The sequence below is a fragment of the Paenibacillus sp. NPDC058367 genome (assembly GCF_042723305.1).
Classification (GTDB): Bacteria; Bacillota; Bacilli; order Paenibacillales; family Paenibacillaceae; genus Paenibacillus_AQ.
In genome coordinates this window covers 756,885-778,834 of the sequence record NZ_JBHXIZ010000003.1, presented here as the reverse complement: position 1 = coordinate 778,834, position 21,950 = coordinate 756,885, and the positions used below count along the sequence as shown (strand labels likewise).

Below are 21,950 nucleotides of genomic sequence, written 5' to 3'. Positions count from 1 at the left end.
ATGTATTGACTGTTAACCGTATTGTTATTACTATCTGATTATAGATTATATCGTTTTAATTAGTAAATTTAATAAAAAAGTTTATCTAAATTAGTATTTCATATTCATCTATGATCGTACCAATAGAAAGGGAGTCTACTGATGAAGAAAATGAAAGTATTGCAGAATGTGGCGTCCGTTGGAGTTGTAGCCGTTATTCGTGCTGATAGTGCTGAGGAAGCTTTTAAAATGTCCGTTGCTTGTATCGAAGGCGGTTTGAATAATATTGAGGTAACTTTTACTACTCCGGATGCGGATGTGGCGATTAAACGATTGGTAGCGGAGTACGGAGATCGCGCAGTGATTGGAGCAGGAACTGTACTTGATCCATTAACGGCGAGAATAGCCATTCTTGCAGGCTCGGAATTTGTGGTCAGTCCCTCTTTTGAAGCAGAGACAGCTAAAATGTGTAATCTTTATGGTATTCCGTACATGCCTGGCTGCATGACATTAAATGAAATGAAGGAAGCATTGAAGTTTGGTGTGGATGTGCTGAAGCTGTTCCCTGGCAGTGCGTTTGGTCCGGATTATGTGAAAGCGGTTAAAGGCCCTATGCCGCATGTGAACATTATGCCAACAGGTGGCGTGGATCTGAATAATATGGAAAAATGGATTGCCAACGGCTGTATAGCAGTAGGTATCGGGGGTAATTTGACTGCACCTGCGAAGGATGGTCGATACGATCAGATTACCGATCTTGCAGCTCAGTATGTGGCAAAATTTAAAGAGGTAAAAGGTATATAATTCTGTTTTTCTTAATTCGAATAGATAGATTTATTGAAGGTTGTATAGCTGACGCATGTCAGCCGTACAACCTTTTTTATATACATATTTTCAGACATTCAGATTTTCTTACATTATATGTATTCATAAAGTATAGAATGAGGACAAAGGCAATAAACTATAAAGTAGAAGAGTTATGATGATTGACTGACGTCTACGAATTGGAATGGTTTATTATCGGACCGGGAGTGAGTATATGCCTGCTTATCATGATAAAAAGCTGTATCTTGCAGCTGATGAAGAGGATGCGGAATACGTAGAAATTGCGTCGGCATTCCATGGTTGTAAGGTGACGGAAGGCCAGATCTATAGATTAGAGAGGAATTACAATAACCCTCATATTTTTGAGAATGGAGAGGCGTATGTTGTGGATGATGAAACTAGGGACAACTACGCAGTGTTCATGCTCTGCAAGATTGTGTTATATAAATAGAATTATGTGCTCGATACTAAGGTTATTTCTTGTTTACTGACGGCTTCTTTTCCGACAGGAGGATAAGCCGTTTCTTTTGGAAATGGAGGATATTTCTTACCTAAACGCTTGCCGGCCTTATTGGGATGCCGAAGGCGTTTATACTTGTGTCATTTTTGTTATAAAGTTATTCAAAAGAGTATTTGAATGATTGAAGTTTCCCCTGTATGCTTAGTAGGAATTATTGGCTGCGAAATGCTATGAAATGTGCGATAGCGCTTTATAAAAGATGGCTTAACATGACGTTCTAAGAAAAGTTTGGTATTCTAAAAATATTAATTACAGGGTTGCAACAAATTCGCAGTCTTGCGCGTCAGTAAGATTGCATAGAGAGGGGGAACCTTCGTGGTGGAGCAGGGACTCATCAGAGCCGCTCAAGCGGGCGATCGCGACGCTCTAATCACCCTATTGCGAGAAATTGAAGGGCATGTATATAAAACCGCCTTCTACATTTTGCATAATGAACAAGATGCGCTGGATGCATCTCAGGAGGCCTTGATCCGGGTTTATACCAAAATCGGTTCATATGAGGAAAAGGCCCAGTTCAAAACGTGGGTTCAGCGAATCGTTACCAATATTTGCATTGATAAATTCAGAAGAACTAAACCTACAGTTTCTATTGATGAGCATGAAATGGTGTTTCAGGATAAACACAATGTGGAACGTGAGGTTCTATCCTCTTATTTAGCTGAGGATATACGTGAAGCGATTGATCAATTGCCCGAGCATCATCGGACGGTCATCGTCCTGCGCTATTTACAAGATTTTTCTTACAACGAGATTGCAGACTGCCTGGATTTGCCTTTGAATACAGTGAAATCATATCTGTTTAGGGCCAGACAGCAGCTGCAGAATAGACTTCAGGAGTACCAGAAAGGTGGTGTATCGGGATGAAATGCGCGGAGGTGATGGAATGGATGCACCGCTATATAGACCAAGACTTGAGCCAAGATGAGATTGTTGAGATGTTCCGTCATATCGATAATTGTCCTTCCTGCGCGGAAGTCTTTGAGCGGCTGACACTTCTCTCCAAAGAATTGGAGCAGTTGCCAGACGTGAAACCCCCGTTTAGTCTGGTTGACTCTATTTTACCTCAGCTTGCAGAATTGGATCGAAGCAGCCGTGAACAAAGCGCTGTGAGAACCGAGGAACCAGTTGTAGTTCCATTTTCACGTGAAAGCTCCCGCGGTAAACCTTCCAAGGGAACCTCTATAGCAGCACGGACAGGCATTGGAGCTATCGCAGCTGCCGTAATATTAGGGATCGCTATTTTTAATATGCCGGATAAAATGCCTGGGGCAGAGGTAGAACAAATGATGCAGGATAGTAGTAAAGCGACCAGCGATAGTGCTAATAATATGGCTATTGATTCGCAAACCTCTACTTCTGCTGAATCATATGAGGCTGCGCCTGCTAATAGCGGAACGGATTCGGGGGCTCTACCAGCTGCTCCTGATGTGAATGAGGATAACGCTGCATTAGATAGAGCGATGGGGCCGGTAGACCCTGCGTCGATGCCGACTTCTCCAACAGAAACTAATGCTGGATCTGGAGGACGGTCGATACCAGAACCAACAAATAATGTGAAGCCCAATCCTACGGAGAAGATTATGACGCCGAAGCCGGATACTGTAACGAAAGTTCAAACTCCGGATACTAGTGCTGGCGGTAATAATCAGTCCAAAGCTGATAAGAAGGATCAACCTGCTTCTATAGATAAAGGGATCGCAGCTGATTCAGCGCCACCTACGGAGGAATCATTAAAGACTTCTGATGACTTCGGAATGGGCGTTATGGGTTTTAACATTTCTAATGATTCTAATGATTCTAATGTACAGACTTGGACTTCCCCTGATGGGCATTATGCCGTTGAGTTTGCTGGATTACAGCTTGTTATTTATAAGAATTCACCCGAAGGTTCAGTGGAAGATAGGATAGCAGTGACTTCTTATCCATTAGAAGGAAATTGGATTTCTGGAGAATGGTCGGCGGATAGCTCGCAGTTCACGTATGTGACGGAGAAGGATGGTGTGAATACCACTAAGGTGTACACTGTACAGGAAGCAACAGCTTCTTCAACGCCGGTTACATCACCTGGGGCGACACCATCGAAGACTCCATCTTCAACGTCAACAAATTAAATTGAGGCTGGAACATTTTTCGAAGTTTCAGAATATACTATAGCAACCGGACAGGAACTAGAAAGTATAGGATTTGAAGAACATCGGTATGACCGTCGGATGGGAAGTTTCTAGGGCTTCTCACTCCGGCGTTTATATAGATGCGCCGCTTAAACGGAGGGGCTTTGGCCATGGCTGCCAGAGTTTCTCCGTTTTTGCATGTGCATTTATGTCGTTTTTTTTGCTACAATAGGAATCTGGGTAAATTGGGCTAGATGAATGGAAAAGGAAGTGGCGGAATGGATGCCAAAACGGCGATAAAAGAAATCAAACAAGGGAAAATCTCACCGCTGTACCTTTTGTACGGCAGTGAAAAATTTCGAATGAATGAATTCGCGGCAATGCTGGAAGACCAGCTGATTGCCAAAGAGGATCGCGATTTTGCGGTTATTCCCTTTGATCTCTCTGAGACGCCGGTGCAGGCTGTGGTAGAAGAAGCTGAGACTGTACCTTTTATGGTAGAACGTAAATTATTGCTGGTGCGGGACGCATCGTTATTTACAGCGGGAAAAGAAAATGCCAAAATTGAGCATCGTATAGATATTTTAAGTGATTATTTGCAGCATCCTGTAGATTTCAGTGTGATCGTCTTTATGGTGAATAGTGACAAGCTGGACGAGCGTAAGAAAATTGTGAAGACTGTTAAAACGGCGGGTACGGTATTAGCTTTCAACCCGCTAGGGGCAGAAGAACTGCTGCGCTGGGTAGAGAAAGGGATTCGTGAGCGGGGTTGTACGATGGCACCTGGCACCGCAGAGATTCTTATCACTAATGCTGGGACAGGTTTGCAGGGCTTATCCGCGGAAATGGACAAGCTATGTTTGTTCGCTGGTAAGGGCGGAACCGTAGACGCAGAAGCAGTAGAGAGTCTGGTGCATCGCGGAACGGAACAAAATGTGTTTACGCTTGTAGAGGATATCGCTAATCTGCGTCTAGATAAGGCGCTTGATACGCTGTATGAGCTGTTGAAGCAGCGAGAAGAACCCATTAAGATTGCTGCGCTGGTTGCGCGGCAGTTCCGAATTATTTTACAGGTGAAGGATTTATCAGCACATAGTTATTCGCAAGGTCAGATTGCCTCTCAGATTGGACTTCATCCTTATGCAGTAAAGCTTGCAGGGGAGCAGGCCCACAAGTTCTCAAGTGAACGTCTGCGGCAAATTTTAAGTGCACTAGCTGATCTGGATTATAAGATGAAGACAGGAGCTATAGATAAAGTGCTTGGTCTGGAGTTGTTTATGTTGCGGCTAGGTACTTGAACTAAGCAGTGGAAAAAGTATATGGAGATGATCCATCTATGAAAAATGCCTAATCGGAATGAAAGTAACTTATTCAAAAGAGAAAAGTTGATCGTTTAAGAAAACTACCTTTCTAAGGTGGTTTTTTTTTCATTCAACTAACGTCTAAAGGAAACTATTACTTATATTTATAGAATAGTAGGCACAAAAAAACCCAACCGTATGAAACATAGCGGTCAGGTTCTTCAATTGCTCATTATGAATGTCGTCTTAGGCTTGAGCCTTAAGAGCGTTCAATTTCTTCGCCAAGCGGGATTTTTTGCGGGCAGCCGCATTTTTATGAACCAGACCTTTAGTTACGGCCTTGTCCAGCTTTTTGGAAGCAGCTTGGAAAGCAGCTTGAGCAGTTTCAACTTCCGTACCTGTCAGTGCTACATCAGCAGTTTTCACAGCTGTACGAAGCGCGGATTTTTGGGAAGCGTTCAGTGCACGGCGTTTTTCGTTCGTGTTTACGCGTTTAACCGCGGATTTAATATTTGGCATTGCATTCACCTCCTGTAAGACATTCGAAATCATTATCAAATGATTCACAACTTAAAATAGTTTAGCATGACCGGTAGTAAAAAGCAATACTTAAAGCTTTCAAATTAAACCATTTTAACCTGCATAAACAAGGGCTTTCTCTCGCACACTATCGACAAAAGAGCATAGGCAGAAGCTTGCAATTTGAGTTTTTGTTAGAAGTAACTCAAAGAAGTGTCTACTCACAAAACTAAGGATCGCTTCCGATGTGAGTTTTGTCCGAAGTAATTCAATGGAGCGATACTAACAAAACTTTTAGGAGGCTGGAACAATGGAACCGGATCTGCAGCTATATTCGGTACGCACGGACTTGGCGTTAGAGGCAAAGGAAATGGCTCAAGGGCCACAAAGGACGCCAATCCCTGGTGTAAACGAAGAAGTGGAAGAGTCTGATGGGATAAAAGTTACCCGGCTTGGTGTGGCTAACGCTGCCGGATCACAGGCGATAGGTCGCGCGATTGGAAATTATGTCACGCTTGAGGTACCAGCATTGCGCAATGGAGATACTGGCTTGCAGCAAAAAGTAGCTGAAGTCTTTGCTCGCGAATTCGAGGACTTCCTGACTAGGATTGGGATTGGTAAGGATGCATCTGTACTAATTGTTGGATTGGGGAACTGGAATGTGACTCCAGATTCATTGGGGCCGCTGGTGGTGGAGAATGCGCTCATTACTCGGCAATTTTATGAGCTCGTGCCGGATCAGGTCTCTCCAGGCTACCGTAAGGTAAGTGCTATTGCTCCCGGGGTGTTAGGGTTGACCGGTATCGAGTCGAGTGAGGTTGTACAGGGGATCGTGGATCGTACAAAGCCGGATCTTATTATTGCCATTGATGCGCTGGCATCTCGTTCGCTTGAACGGATCAATACGACGATTCAAATTGCCGACATCGGTATCCACCCCGGTTCGGGGATTGGCAATAAACGGCGCGGATTGACGCAGGAAATTCTGGGTGTTCCTTGTATTGCTATCGGTGTTCCTACAGTTTGCTATGCTTCGACCATTGTAAATAATGTACTGGAGATGATGAAGAATCATTTCGGGCAAGGAGCTGGTCACACCAAGGAAATTATGGGGATGCTAGACGATATTTCTGAGCAGGAACGATTGTCATTAGTGAAGGAAGTACTTGAGCCACTAGGACATGATTTGATCGTTACACCTAAGGAAATCGATGAATTTATTGAAGGCATCGCCAATATTGTAGCCAGTGGTCTGAACGCGGCCCTGCATGATGCGGTCGATCCTGAGAATGTCGGCGCTTATACCCACTAATTGAATCATAGCTAGCACAAGTCCGGCGGGATGCTGATGTACAGTATCTCGCCGGACTCTATGTCTATTCTCTCATTTAGGGTTCTACTATTTCTCTTTCGCTCATAGATTTGGAGTATAAGAGATTACAGAGGGCTGGAGGAGGACATAAATATAATGAATAAAAAATGGTTTCAGCTTTGGAACATCGGCCGTTTACGTGGAAGAGTGCTGGATGCTTTATCGCTGGGAAGAACGATGCTGCTGTTGGCCGGAGGTTCGCTAGTATTTTTCATGCTGCTTGGCGCTGGTGGATTGGCCGGACAGAAGTTGAACTCTTCACCCATTCCATCTATGAAGGGGCTTGCGGCCTCCCTATCGAGTGGATTTTTCATGGAGCTGTTGGGGATGGAGGTCCCCCATTTACCGCAAGGGAAAGAGCCTTCCGCTTTTTCAGGTGAAAAAGTAACTTCCTTTGTATTTCAATTGCTGACCAGTGTGAACCCAAGTGATCCGAAGAGTCTTGTTTCTCGTGAAGTGCCAGGCTTGGCAGCGGATGATCCATTTCTTTTGCGAAAAGGCTCGGGTGGCTCTACAGGAGCTCCTGTTGATTATCATCCGGGAACGGATGAACTGGCTGAGGGTGGAGGGGAAGGGGGTGATCCATCGGTTCCAAACGAAGTGGACAAGCCCGAAGATACTCCAGCACAGCAGCCTGAAGCGACAATAGCTCCGTCTCCTGAGCCATCAGGAGCTGCGGGAGGTACGGATAAGAGTGAACCGCAAAGCGAGACAGATAATACCAAGGATACGTCAGTTAAACGGATTCTTATCTATCATTCACATCCTCGGGAGGCCTATAACCCTCTACTAGGAGTAGCGAACGAAAATCCAAGCTCTGCGGTTTCTTCTAAAAATGTAATGCTGGTAGGAACATATATTACGAAAAGATTGGAACAACGCGGGATTGGTACAGTTCATGCCAAAGAAGATTTTCTAACAAAAATTGCCGACTATAACTGGAATTTTTCCTACAAATACTCTCGAATGCTGGTTAAATCTGCGATGAGCTCAAATCAAGAAATGAGTGAACTTATCGACATTCACCGCGACTCGCAGCGTCATGGCAAAACAACTGCAGTGATTGATGGGAAAAGTTACGCTCAGGTGTATTTTATTATTGGACATGCGAATAAAGATTGGAAGAAGAACGAAGAGTTTGCGAACAAGATTCATCAAACGATTGAAAAGAGTTACCCAGGAATATCTCGCGGAATATGGGGAAAAGCTGCGGGTAAAGGAAACAACGGGGAGTACAACCAAACCCTCTCACCTAACAGTGTCTTGATTGAAGTGGGCGGTATTGATAATACAGCAGAGGAATTAAAGCGTACGGCTGATATTTTGGCAGACGCTATTGCGGATGTGTACTGGAGCAGTCATGACTCGGAGAAGGTAAACGCTGCTGGCAAGGCGACGAATCCCACAACCCAAGAGAGCAAGGGACAAACCAATGCTACAGCACCTCAAAAGTCGAACGGAGCTTCTTAAGCTACAGACATTTAATTTAGAATAAACAGCTTTATTACCAAGTATTTAAAAAGGAGTGGCTTACATGTCTCGTTTCGGTAAAAAACTGGTTATGGTCGGTATTTGGGCAGGGGTCGGCATACTCTTAGGTATGCAGTTTAGTGGCAGCGGAGGGGCAACCGTCTCTAAGCTGTTGCCAGGCTGGACCGACCTATCGACTACGCCAACCAGTCAAGTGACGGGCATGCAATCACAGCCGATTAAGAATGGGGTTACACAAGGTGGGCAGACTTATGTGTATGTTCCGATGGTGATCGACCCTATCACAGGTGCATATACGCCTGTTTCTCCATTGCCTCAGAATAGCAATCCTGCGCCAACTACAGATCTTCCTCAGAAGGTGGTAGATGGGTATAATACGAAAACTCCAGAGCAGATTTTGATTCCTGAGGAACAAAAGCCGACAGTCGATGTGATAGCGGATAAAACGGCAGGCCTTCTGCAGCAGGCTTCTCAAAAGGGCATACGCTGGGTAGTCTCATTGTTCGATTCGGCGGAAGAATCACAATGATTTCAGGAGAAACAGTTATTTCACGGGTACGTGAATAGCTGTTTCTTCTGTTTTACGTAAGGGCGGGATTGATGGAGTAAGCTTGTACTGTTATAATAAGTGGATTAATATCAGGCTGTCTGTGGGGGTAAGGAATGACTGACGTTCAGAAAAGACAACAACAAATTCGCAATTTCTCGATTATTGCACATATAGACCATGGTAAATCGACACTAGCTGACCGCATTTTGGAATACACGGGGGCACTAACCACGCGTGAAATGCAGGAACAGGTACTCGATCAGATGGATCTGGAGCGCGAACGTGGTATCACAATAAAGCTGCAAGCCGTGCGTTTAACCTATCGTGCAGACGATGGTGTAGAGTATTATCTCAATTTGATTGATACACCGGGACACGTCGATTTCACCTATGAAGTTTCCCGCAGTCTTGCAGCATGTGAAGGCGCACTGCTGGTTGTGGATGCGGCTCAAGGAATTGAAGCGCAGACACTGGCCAATGTGTATTTAGCACTGGATAATAACCTTGAAATCCTACCTGTGCTTAACAAAATTGATTTGCCAAACGCTGACCCTGACCGGGTAAAGCAGGAGATTGAGGATGTTATCGGGCTGGATACCAGTGAAGCGGTTATGGCATCTGCCAAAGCCGGTATTGGGATCAAGGAAATTCTGGAGCAGGTGGTGAAGCAGGTTCCTGCGCCATCCGGTAATTCAGAAGAGCCGCTTAAAGCGTTGATTTTTGACTCTCATTACGATCCTTACAAAGGCGTTATCGTCTATGTGCGCGTAATGGACGGTAAAATCCGTGCGGGATCGAAGATTAAGATGATGGCAACTGAGAAGACTTTCGAGGTCATTGAAGTTGGCGCATTTATGCCGCGTATGACCATTGTCGATGAATTGAACATCGGGGATGTTGGATTTATCGTAGCTGGGATCAAGCATGTTGGAGATACCCGTGTCGGTGATACTGTCACTGACGCAAAGAATCCTACTGCTGAGCCGCTTCCAGGTTACCGTAAGATCAACCCGATGGTATATTGCGGGTTGTATCCGATTGAAACCTCAGATTATAACGATCTTCGTGAGGCATTGGAGAAGCTCCAGCTTAATGATGCTTCGCTAAGCTTTGAGCCGGAAAGCTCGAGCGCGCTTGGATTTGGTTTCCGTTGCGGATTCCTTGGACTCTTGCATATGGAGATCATTCAAGAGCGGATTGAGCGCGAGTTCAATTTGCCGCTAATTACAACAGCACCGAGTGTTATTTATCGAATTATGCTGACCAATGGCGAAATGATTCAAATCGACAACCCGTCACATTATCCGGAAATCGGAACGATTGACTACATTGAAGAGCCATATGTTAAAGCAGCGATCATTGTGCCTAACGACTTCGTAGGTACTGTAATGGAGCTGTGCCAGAACAAACGCGGCGAGTTCGTAAATATGGAATATCTAGATACTAATCGTGTAACGATTACGTACGAGATTCCGCTGTCAGAGATCGTTTATGATTTCTTTGATCAGTTGAAATCCGGTACGAAAGGATATGCTTCTTACGACTATGAAATTTGCGGATACCGTCGTTCGAATCTGGTCAAGATGGATATCTTGCTTAACAATGAGCAGGTCGATGCCTTGTCCTTTATCGTTCACCGTGATCGTGCATACAACCGCGGTCGTATCATTTGTGAGAAACTACGTGGGATTATCCCTCGTCAAATGTTCGAAGTGCCGATTCAAGCCTCTGTGGGTACGAAGGTGGTTGCGCGTGAAACCGTTAAGGCGATGCGCAAAAACGTACTTGCAAAATGTTACGGCGGTGATATTTCGCGTAAGCGTAAGCTGCTAGAGAAACAAAAAGAAGGTAAGAAACGCATGAAGCAAGTAGGTAGCGTAGAGGTGCCACAAGAAGCATTCATGGCAGTACTGAAGATCGATGAGTAGAAAATAGGTAGAGCCGGGAGAATATCCCGGCTCTATTTTTTTAAGCAGGAGCAGATTACAATAGGGGGAAGGATTGTAAGCACATACAAAGTGAGGGGAGTCCTCGTGAAGCGATTATATTTGAAACTTACGCCAAGTACCTTTAAGAATCGGATTTTGTTAGCTTTCTTACTGTTGGTACTAACACCCATTGCCATGCTCGTTCTGTATAACTTCAAAGAGACAGAACAAATGCTTCAGGATAATGCGGAAACGAAGAACATAGAGCAGCTTATTGGGATTAAGAATGGTTTTGTTGATCTCATGAGTCTCGTTATGAAAACAGGGTCATTACTTGAACAAGATACAACGATTTTATCGATAATGAAGAATCCCGAGCAATCGGATGAAATCACGAGAAAAAAGCTCGTTGAAAACAAGTTTGGATCGATTGAAAATACATTCTTCATGAGTGGAGCGACGGTGTATTATACTTTAATCGACCTTCATGGAAACGCATACACTTCCTTTATGCCGAGGGAAACCTTGAGCTACGATGAAATCCAATCGGAGGATTGGGTTCAAGCATTGAAGCGAGAAGGAGCGAATCGATATATATGGAATCCGAATGACAAGAATAATGTGGTCCGGGAAAGTACAACAAGTAAGAAAATGCTTAGCCTCTATGAGGTTATGCGTGATAATGGTTTTAACATTTATGCCTATGCAAGGCTAAGTATCGATTATGAGGAGTGGTTTACTAGATCAACGTTAGGGAGTAAACAGGAAGGTTCTTTTTTTCTGCTCGATGCCTCAGGGAGAATGATGCTTAATCCGGATAAGGATGAGACCTTTTCTCCAGATATTGCGCAGAGTATTGTGAAGAGTGACCACCAGCGGCAGACAGAGCGTGCTGCATCTATCATCGATCCGAAGGAGAAGAGCTTATACACATACAGCTACATCGAAGAGTTGAATGGTTATGTCGTTAAAAAGGTACAGCTAGCACAGCTATTTCTTGAGGTGTATAAGCAGAAGCAACGATTTTTTGCTGTATTTGGAGTCATACTACTGCTATTTGTTCTATTAACTTATTTTATATCATCGACGATTACAGTGCCGCTAAAGAAGCTGCAGAAGAAGATGGAGATGACCGCTAAAACGAATCTCAAAATGAAATTACCCGAGCAAGGGCGGGGAGAGATTCTTGCACTGACTCAGAGTTTCAATATAATGATCCATGATTTAAATGAGCTGTTGCAGCGTCTTCAGCTTGAAGAAAAACAGAAGCAATTCGTTCGATTTCAGGTGTTACTTTCGCAGATGAATCCACATTTCCTACTAAATACATTGAATACGATAAAGAGCATCGCCTTAGATAAAGATGATGATGAAATTTATGAAATTTGTGTTGCGCTAGGCAAAATATTGGAAACAACATTAAATACTGAAGTGGATTTGATTCTGTTAAAGGATGAGATTGTACTCATAGAATCTTACATGGAGATTCAGCGGCAACGCTTCGGACATGGGATTGAAATTCAATATGATATCAACGAGGAACTACAGTACGCATTAATCCCTAAATTCTGTCTTCAGCCCTTAATTGAAAATAGCTTGATTCACGGCTTCGGTCAGTCTGTGAAACAAGGGAGAATTGATATTTCCGCTAAGGTGACTGGACAGCAACTATATCTGCAGGTTAAAGATAACGGCATGGGGATAGATAGAGCACAGCTGAATAAGGCTGCACGGAAACGAAAAGGAATCGGTGTTCAGAATATTAGGGAGAGCTTAGAGCTGTTGTTCAAGAATCAACGGACAGGCATGGACATTGTATCATCAGACACAGGAACTGAAGTGAGTATCCATTTTCCACTTCTTATTTCAAAACCTTACGATGGAGGTAAGCTCACATGTGGAGAACGTTAATTGTGGATGATGAACAACCCGCGGTTAAAAGTATACGGAAGTTATTCTTAAAGGCTGGAATCCCGTTTGAAATTATAGGTGAGGCGGAGAATGGAGAAGTAGGCTTGCAAATGATTCGTGAGCTTCGACCTGATGTGGTAGTGACGGATATCAATATGCCAGTGATGGATGGGGTGAAGCTCCTTCAAGTTGCGCGAGAGGAAGGCTTCGACTGCCGATTTGTAATGTTGACCGCATTGAGTGAATTTGAATACGCTCGGCAAGCGCTCGTATTTGGAGCTTCGGACTACATTCTGAAGCTATCTTTAGATCTCCAAGGTTTGAAGCAGACCATGGGTAAGGTTCATGCCGAGCTGGAGCGAATGGTGAAGATGAAAAAGGCCGATAAATGGTTTCCTGAGAAGCAACAAACGGGACCGACAGATCATGTGGAGATGAACAAAATAATTGCTTATATTGAAGAGCATTATTCTGAGGACATCTCGCTCAAATCCATGTCAGAGTTGATACGAATGGATGCCAGCTATATAAGTGACTTATTCAAGAAAAAGACAGGGAAAACCTTGACGAATTATATTCAAGAGCGGCGTATTCAGGCTGGAAAAATGCTGCTTGCAGAGACGAAGCTAACAATTAGTGAGATTGGGCAGCAGGTGGGCTTTGAGAACGATAATTATTTTATTAAAATTTTCAAAAAGTGGTGTGGCGTCACGCCAAATGAATTTCGCAAAGAACCAAAAAACGTTCTATAGTTTCCCAAATGTAGTTCATCCCCCAGAATCCGCTCTGATGATAAAGTTATAGACGTAGAGCACAACACATAATCCTTCCAAGGGGGAAGATATCGATGAAGAAAAAGTGGTATCCTGCAGTGCTTTCTGTCTTATTAGCAGGTACGATGCTGGCTGGTTGTGGTACTAGTGGAAGTAATGATGCGCAGGGCAGTGCAAATGGACAAACAGCAAAGGAGAAAATAAAGCTTACGATGTGGGGGGCAGTTCCTGCAGAAGCCGGGCCTCAAGCTGTAATTGATAACTGGAATAAAGATAATCCGGACATTCAAGTCGAGTATATCCGTAATGTAAATGACGATGCTGGAAACTTAAAGCTGGATACTGCCTTGATGACCAATCAAAACATAGACCTTTTCATGAACTACGATCTTGCTCATTTACAGAAACGTATGGATGCAGGCGTTGCCTTGGATCTAAGCACGAAGACAGATTATGATATCGACAGCCAGATCGGCGAGGACGCAGCAATGTGGAAAATCAATGATAAGTACTATGGGATTCCTACAAAGAAAAACATGGCGTTTGTGTGGTTGAACAAAGATATGCTGGATGCAGCAGGATTACCGATTCCTGCGGTGGACTGGACCTGGTCAGATCTTGAGGAGTATGCGAAGAAGCTAACGAAGCCTGGTGTGTACGGATTATTGCAGGCAGATTCCTCCTTCTCAACAACGATGGACGGTACGCTTGCTGGAATGGGTGTGAAACAGGCGGATGGTACTTCAAACTTTGGGAATGATCTATGGAAAGAACACCTGGAAATATTGCATAACATGATGTTCGTGGACAAATCCACACCGGAATATGGCGAGCAACTGACCAGTAAAATGCCGGTTGACACCATGTTCTTGCAAGGCAAAGCGGCAATGCTGGCAGCAGGTGAGTTTATTTTCCGAAATGCGAACAACTTGAAAGACTATCCGCATGATTTCAAAACCGCGTTCGCCGCTATTCCAAAAGTGAATAAAGATCAAAAGGATTATAAATATTCGGGCGGTGTGGGTGACATGCTTGCTCTTAATGCGAAATCCAAGAACCTGGATGCAGCTTGGGAGTTCGCAAAATGGTATGCGGATGGCGGTATGCTGCCAATGGCAAGCGGGGGTCGTATTCCAGCCTCTAAGAGTGTAGATAGTAAGGAAGCAATGAGCCTTCTCATGAAGGGTGTGGAAGACAAATATGATACAGATTCAATGAATAAAATTGTATTCGGCAAATTCCCGTCCTTCCAGCTAAATGTAACTCAACAAGCCATTGATGCACGTAAAGAAGAGTATGAAAAATACTTCTTAAATAAGCAAGATATTGAAACCACGATGAAGAATATGCAAACCCGTTCGCAAGAGTTATTGAAATAATGAAATAGTTAGCACAAAAGAGAAGGAGGAAGATTTCTTCGTTCTTCTCTTTCGTGTACCCATTTTTCAGCATACGAAAGGCGGCGATACCGTGAAGCGGAGAAGCTGGATGGACAGACAAGGCTGGATCGGCATGACCTTTATTCTTCCGAATATGATTGGTATTCTCTTATTCTTTATTATTCCTGCAATCTATTCCTTTGTCCTCATGTTTACGAATTATCAATTTTCAAATCCGAATTGGCAATTTACTGGGCTGGATAATCTCAAACGATTGTTCCATGACGATAATTTCTATGCCTCGATCAAATATACGGTGATATTCCTGATATCGGTTCCAGTATCGATGGTGCTCGCATTTATTGTAGCGTTATTTCTAAACCGCAGTGTGTATCTTAAAGGCGTATTACGTGGAATGTTCTTCCTACCGTATATCTCCAGTGGAGTAGCCGTTGCATTTGTCTGGATGCTGCTATTTCAGCCTTCACAGGGACCCATCAATGAAATGCTTCGCTGGATTGGCATAACATCGCCGCCAGGATGGTTTGCGGATACGGAAACCGCAATGTATGCCATTGATATCGTACAAATCTGGCTGATGCTTGGCTACAATATGATCATATATTTAGCTGCATTACAGGAAATTTCGACAGAACAGCTGGAGGCTGCCCGGATCGATGGTGCAAGCACATTCAAAACAACATGGAAAATTGTATGGCCTCTTGTTAGTCCCACAACTTTCTTATTAATGATTACCGGATTAATTATGACGATGAAATCGTTCTCGATTATTCAAGCCATTACGGCTGGAGGTCCTAGCGGAAGTACGACGGTCTTATCACTATTCGTTTATAAAACAGCGTTCAGTTATTACGATATGGGATACGCTTCAGCCATTTCATGGTTCTTGTTCGCCGTCATTCTCGTCATTACAGTCATTCAGTGGATCGGCCAAAAGCGCTGGGTTCATTACTAAATGATCCCACAAAGTGAAGCTTTGCGGGGGGCCCCGAAACCATAATTTAAAGGAGCAGGCGGTATGAATGAAAACGCAGGAAACATGAAGGTGAAACTGCCAGTAACGGTCATCATGTTTGTTCTAGGACTATTTATGATTGTGCCTTTCCTATGGATGCTCATCACATCCTTTCAGACACCTGCCGAGGTGTTTAACAAATGGCTGCCTTCATCTCTCAACTGGAGCAATCATATTCGGGTATGGACAGGAAGTCATGATTTTGTTCCGTATTATTTAAATTCACTTAAGATTTCAATTATTGGAACTGTGGGGGCTGTGTTTCTATCTGCCCTTGCCGCTTACGGATTTTCACGTACTTCGTTCAAAGGTCGAGATGGACTATTTGTCATATATTTATCCATGATGATGGTTCCACCTCAGGTGCTTTTTGTTCCAAAGTTTATCATGTTTAACTGGGTTGGGATTTACAATACGCATTGGGCGCTGATCTTACCAGCCATGTTCTCAATCTTCGGTGTATTTATGCTTCGGCAGTTCTTTATGAGTATTCCTAAGGAAATTACGGAATCCGCTTTTTTGGATGGGGCGGGGCATTATAAGATATTTTTCCGCTTAATTCTGCCATTAGCGAAGCCAGCAATAGCAACGTTTGCTATTCTCGATTTCTCCTGGCAATGGAATGATTATGAGAATGCGCTTGTATTCTTGCAAAGCCCTAAACTATATACCATTCCGCTTGGATTGCAGAATTTTATTCTTGAGAACAATGTGGACTACAACGGGATGATGGCTGCTTCATCGGCTGCGATTATTCCAATGATTATTATCTTCTTTGTGGGTCAGAAATACATTATTCAAGGGATTTCCAGCTCGGCTGTGAAAGGCTAACTATAGGAGGAGTACTAACATGAGAACAGAAACGGTGAAATCCGATGTAACAGTGGTCGGTGGTGGACTTGCAGGAATGAACGCGGCGATCGCTGCAGCGCGCCTAGGGTTAAAGGTAGCACTAGTGCAGAACCGTCCTGTACTTGGTGGTAACTCGAGTTCAGAGGTTCGGGTATGGGTATGTGGTGCAACAGGACATGGTGTAAATCGATATGCACGTGAGACAGGCATTATGGGTGAGTTATTCATCGAGAATCAATACCGGAACCCGGAGGGAAATCCATACTTATGGGATCTAACCTTACTCGAAGCCGTGAAGGCAGAGTCGAATATCAGCCTATTCCTAAATACCGATGTACGCGAAGTGGAAGCGGAAGGTGAGGCAGAGGATCGGACGATTCGCAGTGTGATTGGTTGGATGATGGGATCTGAGCGGTTGATTACGTTCAAGAGTGAGGCGTTCATCGATTGCACGGGCGATGGTTTGGTTGGCTTCCTAGCAGGAGCTGACTTCCGATTAGGACGTGAAGCCCGCCATGAATTTAATGAGGAATGGGCACCTGAAGTGCCAGATAACATTACATTAGGCAGTACATTATTGTTTTATACACAGGATACAGGAAAACCGGTACGTTATGTTGCTCCATCGTTCGCGAAGGATATTACAACAACGTCGATTCCGATCCGTCGGGTCATTCGGAGTGGAGATTCAGGCTGTCACTACTGGTGGATTGAGTGGGGCGGTGAGCTTGATACGGTGGATGAGAATGAACGTATACGTGATGAGCTATCCTCTGTTATTTATGGGATTTGGGATTACATTAAAAACTCAGGTCATTTTGATGCCGAAAATATGACGCTGGAGTGGGTTGGCTCAATTCCGGGTAAACGTGAATACAGACGGTTTGTTGGCGATACGATATTAACGCAAAATGATATTCTTGCGCAGCGTGAATTTGAAGACCGGATTGGATTCGGAGGATGGTCGATTGATCTGCATCCACCGCAAGGGATGTACGCAGAAGAGAGCGGCTCGAAGCATCTGCATGCGGATGGGATTTATCATATTCCATTTAGTTCGCTCTATTCGAAGAATGTGCGAAATCTACTCTTCGCGGGTCGGAATATCAGCGCATCTCATGTGGCTTTTGGAACAACACGCGTCATGGCGACCTGTGCGATCATGGGTGAAGCGGCTGGAGCAGGTGCAGCATTATCCGTCATCAAAGGTGTAACCCCTCGTGAAATTCGCAATCAGCATATGCATGAATTGCAACAGGTGATGTTAAAGCAAGATGCTTCGATTATTGGATTGCGCAACGAAGATCCGCTAGATCTCGCGAGAAATAGTGAGATTCATGCGTCCAGTACGATGAAAGGCATAGTACTGGATCGACCAGCTGAAGCTTATGAGCTTTCTCATGACGTAGGAATTTTGTTTCCGGTTGAAGGAAATATCCTTGGGTTGAAGCTGCTTGTGTCAGCAAGTACTCAGTCAGAGTTGACCGTTGAGCTATGGACGACTGGGCGTGCGGAAAATTACGTTCCAGCAGAGTGTAGACAGGTTGATGTTGTAATAGTACAAGCTGGAGAGCAGCAATGGATTGATGTTCCGGTACAAGAGGAGCAGTGGAGTTCAATCGGCGAATGTAATATCTTCGCTATTATTCGAGCTAATGAGCATATTCAATTGCATATTTCAGAAACCCCAATCACAGGTGTTATTACATTTGAGCGAGGCGTGAAACCTGTAGTCGATTCAGCGCTGGAGGATCATCAGCCAGATCAGCCGGTGATGGAGTGGAGCATGAAACAGCTTGTACGCAGGCATTTCTGCTTTGCGGTAGAAACATCCGCATATGCTGCATCCAAAGTCACTGACGGGTATGTTCGACCTTTTGCAGGGCCACATAGCTGGGTTTCTGAGCCGATGACTGCTGGTAGAACGGAGTGGGTAGAGGCGCGTCTCCCGGATGCTGCTTCAGTCTCTGAAATTCATTTTACCTTTAACGATGATGTTAATGAGGATCTTATCAACTTACATCACCATGAAACGCCATTTCTAGTGATTCCTGAACTAGTAAAGGCTTACGATGTAGAGTTACTCATTGATGGCGTGTGGCAAGTCATGTTCCGCGTCAAAGACAATCATCGCCGGAAGAACGTACATCGTTTAGAGAAGCCTGTCCTTACGGATGCTGTTCGGATCGTTGTTCATGAAACCAACGGAGGAGAACGTGCAGAACTCGTGGAAATGCGGATATATTAAGAAGAAACGGCTTAGCCGTCCTTATAGGGACGGTATCCGTTTCTGCGAGAAATACAAAATATATAGGATAACGTAAAACTTATATTTTTTTGTATTTTAAAATAGAGATCATTTATAAATGATCGCCCTTGGAGGGAAGCCGTCAGGCTTCCCTTTTCTTGTTTTTTAGATTACACTAGTCAAACGATATTTTTATATAAAGGAGACAGCTAATGACCACGAATACTAATGGCCGTCCCCCTGAGGCCGTATACATTCATATTCCTTTTTGTACCAATAAGTGCTTTTATTGTGATTTTAATTCCTACGTTCTCAAGGATCAGCCGGTTATGGATTATCTCCAAGCCTTGGATCGAGAAATGGAGCTGACCGTCAAGAACACTCCACCGGGTGTTATCAAAACGATCTTTGTCGGCGGTGGTACCCCAACAGTACTGAAGCCGGATGAGATGGCTTATTTTCTAAAATCAGTTCGGACACATTTCCCAAACTGGGATAAAGATATCGAGTTCTCTATGGAAGCAAATCCGGGAACTACGGATATAGATAAGTTGGCGGTTATGAAAGAAGGCGGCGTGAATCGGGTGAGCTTTGGTGTTCAGGCGTTTCAGAACGAACTCCTTACGGGTATTGGCCGGATTCATAATGTTGACGATGTATACCGCAGCTTGGAGAATGCTCGTGCAGTTGGTCTTAACAACCTGTCGGTTGACCTTATGTTTGGTTTGCCGAACCAAACTGTAGAGATGCTGGGCGAAAGTATTCGTAAGGCCTTGGAGCTTGATTTACCCCACTATTCTATTTACAGCTTGAAGGTGGAGGAGAACACTCTTTTTCACACCCTATTTAATAAGAACAAACTTCCTCTTCCTAATGAAGAAGATGAACTGCAAATGTACCTCTTGTTGATGTCATCTATGAAGGAAGCGGGCTATAACCAATACGAAATCAGTAACTTCGCAAAACCAGGTATGGAGAGTCGTCACAATATCACTTACTGGCGTAATGAAGATTATTATGGTCTTGGAGCAGGTGCACATGGATATGTGGGTCGCCAGCGTCATATTAATGTTAAGGGTGTAAATCCTTATGTTGAAGCTACACGTAAAGGGTTGCCTCGATTAGACGCATACCCAATTACTGAAGCAGAAGCGATGGAGGACTTTATGATGGTTGGCTTACGTATGCATGAAGGCGTCTCTAATGAGGCTTTTCAAGCGCAATTTGGGCGTTCGATAGAGGATGTATTTGCGAAATCCTTGCATAAGATGCTGCATGCAGGTCTACTTGAGCACGAAGAGGGGACTTACCGACTCAGCAAGCAAGGGATCCTTTTCGGGAACGATGTTTTCGCGGAATTTGTAGGCGCACTGACAGAAGTTTAATTTTAAAATACCCCTTGAATTGTAATTCACTCTGTTGTATATTTATTCATATTATCAACAGAGGGGTGAATTAAAGTGCTTGCCAAGACGGAAATGATCCGCCATTCGTCTCCAGCAGGAGACGCACAGGTGATTTGCAGAAATGCTGTGATAGAAGATGTTGAACCGTTGTATCTGATGATAGAAGAATACGCACAGCGCGGGATCATGTTGCCCCGTTCCAGGCAGGCGCTGACACGCCAGATCAATCAATTCGTTGTTGCAGAAATTGGCGGCAGATTCGTTGGCTGTGGGTCACTCTTCAGACTCGGGAATGATCTTGTAGAGATTCGCTCGATCGGTCTGAATGACGAAGGTAAGGGCAAAGGTGTAGGCTCAATGATTTTAGAGAAGTTGGTTGAGGAAGCCAGAAACCAGAAAATCCCTAAGGTCATGGCACTAACCTACGCCGTAGATTTCTTTCTTAGAAACGGATTCGAAGTCGTCGAGAAAGAGATTTTTCCCGAAAAGGTATGGACAGATTGCGTGAATTGTAAAAAGCAGCATGCCTGCGATGAAATAGCAGTACTTAAGATGCTGAACTGACTTGACAATGTCAATGTCAGTTTGGTATTTTTGTATTAGTGGTTAGCACTCATCTGAGTCGAGTGCTAACGAATCGGAGCCAACAGCCGATAGGAGGGGATAACATGTTAACTGATCGCCAGAGAATGATACTAAATGCAATTGTAGATGATTATATTTCATCGGCAGAACCAGTAGGATCTCGCAGCATTTCTAAACGGGGTGATGTAGGGTACAGCCCTGCAACTATTCGAAATGAAATGGCTGACCTAGAGGATTTGGGTTATCTCGAGCAGCCTCATACATCGGCGGGGAGAATACCTTCCCATAAAGGATACCGATATTATGTGGATCATTTGGTACCGTGGAATTCCGCCGAAACGGCAGAGATGGGCACGATCCGCGCTTTTTTTGCCGAGAAGCTGAATGCGATGGAGCAGGTAATCCAACATGCGGCGATGATTCTTTCCAATATGACGAATTACACTTCCATCCTTCTGGGACCGGAGGTTTTTCATACATCATTGCGTCATTTTCAGTTGTTACCACTAGATGATAAAACCGCTGTAGCGATTATTGTTACAAGTACGGGTCAAGTTGAGAACCGTACGGTGAACATTCCACCGGAGATATCCGTTTCCGAGATGGAGAAAGTGGTTAACCTACTGAATAGTAAGCTGGTCAATGTACCACTCTATAAGCTGAAGACTCGGCTGTATTCCGAGCTTGGCGAGGAAATGCAGCGTCACATCTCACATTATGAAGAATTAATGCAAGTGCTAGACATTGCGCTGGAAAGTGATCAAGAGCAGCGTATCTATCTTAGTGGAGCGACGAATATGCTTACACAGCCTGAGTTCAAGGATGTTGACAAGGTGAAAAGCATTCTTGATCTGCTGGAAGAGACGCCTACATTGCTCAAAATGCTGGCCCCTACAACAGGCGGCACAGGTATCCAGGTCCGAATAGGGACGGAGAACAATCATGAAGCGTTCGCTAACTGCAGTCTGATCACCGCCACTTATTCTCTTGATGGGCAGGCACTGGGGAGCATTGGTATCCTTGGTCCGACACGAATGGAATATGCAAGAGTGATGGGGATCTTGGGCATTTTATCCCGAGATTTGACAGCGATGCTGGCACACTGGTATAAGTGAACAGAGTCAACATTGATTACGTGAATGATTTTAATGAATGATTTTAAGG

General features: G+C 44.2%; 19 protein-coding genes. 18 read left to right on the top strand and 1 reads right to left on the bottom strand.

Features of this window, described 5'->3' with window-relative positions; translation table 11 throughout:
- Positions 1-141: 141 nt before the first annotated feature.
- From ACFWMP_RS20315 to holA, 5 genes are all read left to right on the top strand, one after another.
- A complete protein-coding gene (locus tag ACFWMP_RS20315; RefSeq protein ID WP_042130419.1) occupies positions 142-783 on the top strand; it encodes a bifunctional 2-keto-4-hydroxyglutarate aldolase/2-keto-3-deoxy-6-phosphogluconate aldolase in 642 nt (213 codons plus the stop codon).
- 235 nt (positions 784-1,018) lie between these two features.
- Positions 1,019-1,255, top strand: a complete 237-nt coding sequence (locus ACFWMP_RS20310; RefSeq protein ID WP_042191032.1) for a hypothetical protein — start codon at positions 1,019-1,021, stop codon at positions 1,253-1,255.
- Between the two features lie 384 nt (positions 1,256-1,639).
- Positions 1,640-2,188: an RNA polymerase sigma factor gene (locus ACFWMP_RS20305; protein ID WP_036677530.1), complete on the top strand. Its 549-nt coding sequence runs from the start codon at positions 1,640-1,642 to the stop codon at positions 2,186-2,188.
- Positions 2,185-3,435, top strand: coding sequence for an anti-sigma factor family protein (locus ACFWMP_RS20300; RefSeq protein WP_339243242.1), 1,251 nt, complete (start codon positions 2,185-2,187; stop codon positions 3,433-3,435). Before ACFWMP_RS20305 ends, ACFWMP_RS20300 begins: the two co-directional genes overlap by 4 nt.
- A gap of 278 nt (positions 3,436-3,713) precedes the next feature.
- On the top strand, positions 3,714-4,733 hold the full coding sequence (holA, locus tag ACFWMP_RS20295; RefSeq protein WP_339243241.1) for a DNA polymerase III subunit delta: 1,020 nt from the start codon (positions 3,714-3,716) through the stop codon (positions 4,731-4,733).
- Between the two features lie 249 nt (positions 4,734-4,982).
- On the opposite strand, the gene rpsT is transcribed toward holA, so the two are convergent.
- Positions 4,983-5,255: a 30S ribosomal protein S20 gene (rpsT, locus tag ACFWMP_RS20290; RefSeq protein ID WP_042130412.1), complete on the bottom strand. Its 273-nt coding sequence runs from the start codon at positions 5,253-5,255 to the stop codon at positions 4,983-4,985.
- A gap of 310 nt (positions 5,256-5,565) precedes the next feature.
- On the opposite strand from rpsT, the gene gpr reads away from it, so the two are divergent.
- The 13 genes from gpr to hrcA all read left to right on the top strand — a co-directional run bounded on the left by gpr (position 5,566) and on the right by hrcA (position 21,901).
- Positions 5,566-6,567, top strand: a complete 1,002-nt coding sequence (gene gpr, locus ACFWMP_RS20285; RefSeq protein WP_042191024.1) for a GPR endopeptidase — start codon at positions 5,566-5,568, stop codon at positions 6,565-6,567.
- Positions 6,568-6,723: 156 nt separating this feature from the next.
- Positions 6,724-8,097 carry a stage II sporulation protein P gene (locus ACFWMP_RS20280; RefSeq protein ID WP_339243238.1) on the top strand — a complete coding sequence of 458 codons (1,374 nt, stop codon included), beginning with the start codon at positions 6,724-6,726 and terminating at the stop codon, positions 8,095-8,097.
- A 64-nt stretch (positions 8,098-8,161) separates the two neighbouring features.
- Entirely contained in the window at positions 8,162-8,647 is a 486-nt protein-coding gene (locus tag ACFWMP_RS20275) for a hypothetical protein (RefSeq protein WP_076299687.1), read from the top strand.
- Between the two features lie 134 nt (positions 8,648-8,781).
- Complete coding sequence (gene lepA / locus ACFWMP_RS20270; protein ID WP_036677511.1) at positions 8,782-10,596, top strand: translation elongation factor 4; 1,815 nt, start codon at positions 8,782-8,784, stop codon at positions 10,594-10,596.
- Between the two features lie 105 nt (positions 10,597-10,701).
- Positions 10,702-12,507, top strand: a complete 1,806-nt coding sequence (locus ACFWMP_RS20265) for a cache domain-containing sensor histidine kinase (RefSeq protein WP_379424569.1) — start codon at positions 10,702-10,704, stop codon at positions 12,505-12,507.
- Positions 12,492-13,259 carry a response regulator transcription factor gene (locus tag ACFWMP_RS20260; RefSeq protein WP_076299684.1) on the top strand — a complete coding sequence of 256 codons (768 nt, stop codon included), beginning with the start codon at positions 12,492-12,494 and terminating at the stop codon, positions 13,257-13,259. Before ACFWMP_RS20265 ends, ACFWMP_RS20260 begins: the two co-directional genes overlap by 16 nt.
- A gap of 95 nt (positions 13,260-13,354) precedes the next feature.
- Complete coding sequence (locus tag ACFWMP_RS20255) at positions 13,355-14,659, top strand: ABC transporter substrate-binding protein (RefSeq protein WP_042191012.1); 1,305 nt, start codon at positions 13,355-13,357, stop codon at positions 14,657-14,659.
- Positions 14,660-14,750: 91 nt separating this feature from the next.
- Positions 14,751-15,635 (top strand): carbohydrate ABC transporter permease, encoded by an 885-nt coding sequence (locus ACFWMP_RS20250; protein ID WP_231573337.1) that lies wholly within the window; start codon positions 14,751-14,753, stop codon positions 15,633-15,635.
- A 63-nt stretch (positions 15,636-15,698) separates the two neighbouring features.
- Positions 15,699-16,526, top strand: coding sequence for a carbohydrate ABC transporter permease (locus ACFWMP_RS20245; RefSeq protein WP_379424568.1), 828 nt, complete (start codon positions 15,699-15,701; stop codon positions 16,524-16,526).
- 19 nt (positions 16,527-16,545) lie between these two features.
- Entirely contained in the window at positions 16,546-18,795 is a 2,250-nt protein-coding gene (locus ACFWMP_RS20240; protein WP_042191008.1) for an FAD-dependent oxidoreductase, read from the top strand.
- A gap of 212 nt (positions 18,796-19,007) precedes the next feature.
- Positions 19,008-20,180: a radical SAM family heme chaperone HemW gene (gene hemW, locus ACFWMP_RS20235; RefSeq protein WP_042191005.1), complete on the top strand. Its 1,173-nt coding sequence runs from the start codon at positions 19,008-19,010 to the stop codon at positions 20,178-20,180.
- Between the two features lie 93 nt (positions 20,181-20,273).
- Positions 20,274-20,765, top strand: a complete 492-nt coding sequence (locus ACFWMP_RS20230) for an N-acetyltransferase (RefSeq protein ID WP_379424607.1) — start codon at positions 20,274-20,276, stop codon at positions 20,763-20,765.
- Between the two features lie 104 nt (positions 20,766-20,869).
- Complete coding sequence (gene hrcA, locus ACFWMP_RS20225) at positions 20,870-21,901, top strand: heat-inducible transcriptional repressor HrcA (RefSeq protein ID WP_042191003.1); 1,032 nt, start codon at positions 20,870-20,872, stop codon at positions 21,899-21,901.
- Positions 21,902-21,950 lie beyond the last annotated feature (49 nt).